This is a genomic window from Kitasatospora sp. NPDC024654 (genome assembly GCF_055559155.1).
Window position 1 is genome coordinate 1 of record NZ_JBVHLF010000226.1, and the last position, 2,593, is coordinate 2,593.

Genomic DNA, 2,593 nt, shown 5'->3' on the forward strand with positions numbered 1-2,593 from the left:
TTACCCGCGCGCTGGATATGAACTCGACACTCACATCCTTGCAGGTCACAGGGCACCTTCTACTGATTCAGGCTCAGCTCACCACTCCCGCTGAACGGGAATACCCGAGGGTAATGGTGGCGCTCGCGCGAAGCGGCTCTGATCCACGTTTCGGGCGCTGCGCGACCCGAAGAGCCCTCTTGGCCTTGTACAGGTGACAGCGGCCAAGATCATCTCTCCGCGTACGGCCAGCGCTTCCCCACTGGCGGGGTTCTGATCCAACCGGCCGCCGACACCGTAGCCAGTGGGACGTTGAGGAGTGCGGCGAGAGCGCCCGCAAGTCCGAGCCACCAACGTCGCCGCCGCCCTCCACCGCAACGCCCACGACCCACAACAGCCGCCGCTCCTCTTCGGCCTCGCGTAATCAGACAGCGGACATGACCCGACTACGCCGAAGCCCTGGGTTGCGGGCCTGCGCAGGGTGGTGGGGTTAGTGTCATTTTTGGCGCCTTCACCATGGTTTCACCCCGGGCACCCGGCCCGTGTTGTTCCGGATAGGGAAAGCGAGTGCCGTGATGCGTCGGAGGAGGTTTTCGTGATGGGTGTTGCTGTGGGCCAGGTACCGCAGGGGCCGCGTGTGATGCGGCGGCCTGGGCATGAGGCGTCGTGGTGGATGCAGGTACGTGCCAGACTCGCCGCAGTGGCAGTGGTTGTGGCGGGCATTGCTCTGCCCATCGCCAGCGCCACACCCGCCGCCGCCGCGCCCGGCACCTTCGCCTACGTCACCAACTTGAGTTCGAACACTGTGTCGGTGATCAGCGCGGCGACGGACACCGTCACCGCGACCATCCCCGTCGGCACCAACCCCCGGCGTGTGGCGGTGAACCCGGCCGGCACCTTCGCCTACGTCACCAACAACGGCTCGAACACTGTGTCGGTGATCGACACGTCGACGAACACCGTCACCGCCACCATCACCGTCGGCACCGGCCCCTTCGGCGTGGCGGTGAACCCGGCCGGCACCTTCGCCTACGTCACCAACCAATCTTCGAACACTGTGTCGGTGATCGACACGTCGACGAACACCGTCACCGCCACCATCACCGTCGGCACCGGCCCCCGGAACCTGGCGGTGAACTCGGCCGGCACCTTCGTCTACGTCGCCAACTTCAGTGCGAACACTGTGTCGGTGATCAACACGTCGACGAACACCGTCACCGCCACCATCACCGTCGGCACCGGCCCCTTCGGCGTGGCGGTGAGCCCGGCCGGCACCTTCGCCTACGTCACCAACAACAACTCGAACAATGTCTCGGTGATCAACACGTCGACGAACACCGTCACCGCCACCATCATCGTCGGCACCAACCCCCAGGGTGTGGCGGTGAACCCGGCCGGCACCTTCGTCTACGTCACCAACGTCAGTTCGAACACTGTGTCGGTGATCAGCCCTGCGACGAACACCGTCACCGCCACCATCACCGTCGGCACCAACCCCATTAGTGTGGCAGTGAACCCGGCCGGCACCTTCGCCTACGTCACCAACAACGGCTCGAATACTGTGTCGGTGATCGACACCTCGACGAACACCGTCTACACCACCGTCACCGTCGGCACAGGGCCCTATGGTGTGGCTGCCGGGGCAGTGCCCGGGACCGCAACGGCTTCCTGCCCCGCCGGCACTCTCCTCACCGGCGGCGGCGCCCAGCTCACCGGACCGCCCCCCAGCAACTTCACCAGCATTCCGGTCGGCAACACCTGGCAAGTCTCCCTCACCAACACCTCAGGTCAACCCATCACCGCCACCCCCTACGCCGTCTGCAGCAGCTGACCGAGCGGCAAGGTCTGGGCGAAGGAGCATGGTTCGTCGCTCGCCGGACTGAGGGCCGCGGCCGAGATACCCGAAGGCGAGCCCAGTGCGCTCGACCCGAAGCGCCGAGCCGCGCTGGAGGAGATCCACCCCTGGTGGTGCCCGGCCTGGCCGATCACCTGGCAGCGCACCTACTCCGTCGCCCGGCAGTGGTGGCTGGAGTACGACGGCCGGGTCGACTGGGCCGCCATGCCGCTGGAGACGACGTTCGAGGGCGAGCAGCTCGGCCGTTGGGTGCGCACCCAACGGGCCGGCTGGGCCGAACTCGACCAGGAGCAACGGGACCTGCTGGCGGCGCTCGGGATCGAGGAGGACCAGGAGCTGGCGGCCGCGCGGGCGGTGGCCGCGGCGAAGCCGAAGGTGTCGCGGGCGGACCGGTTCCAGCAGGGCCTCGCGGCGCTGGCGGCGTTCGTCGAGCGGGAGGGGCACGCCAAGGTCCCGCGCACGCACAAGGAGGGCGGGACGTCGCTGGGCACCTGGCTGAACAACCAGCGTGCTCGCCGGGACGAGCTCAGCGAGGAGCAGCGCGGGCAGTTGGAGGCCCTGGGCGTGGCCCGGTAGGCCTCCTCCAGCCGGGGGCTGGTGTGCTGTCGGCGCTGGCTGCCGCGGGTCCTGAGAAAGCTCTGGGAGGCCGTCACCTTACGGGTGATCTCGGCGACGGGTGAAAACTGACCGCTGGACGGCGGATGAATCGGGACCCACCGGAGCAAATCCGACCCTTCTTGCGATCGTCTGATCATCCTG

2 protein-coding genes are annotated in these 2,593 nt (G+C 67.3%); both read left to right on the forward strand.

What is annotated here, in order from left to right; all coding sequences use genetic code 11:
* Positions 1-472 precede the first annotated feature (472 nt).
* Positions 473-1,810, forward strand: coding sequence for a beta-propeller fold lactonase family protein (locus tag ACZ38L_RS39125; protein WP_465702864.1), 1,338 nt, complete (start codon positions 473-475; stop codon positions 1,808-1,810).
* Between the two features lie 153 nt (positions 1,811-1,963).
* Positions 1,964-2,410, forward strand: a complete 447-nt coding sequence (locus ACZ38L_RS39130) for a helicase associated domain-containing protein (RefSeq protein ID WP_465702866.1) — start codon at positions 1,964-1,966, stop codon at positions 2,408-2,410.
* Positions 2,411-2,593 lie beyond the last annotated feature (183 nt).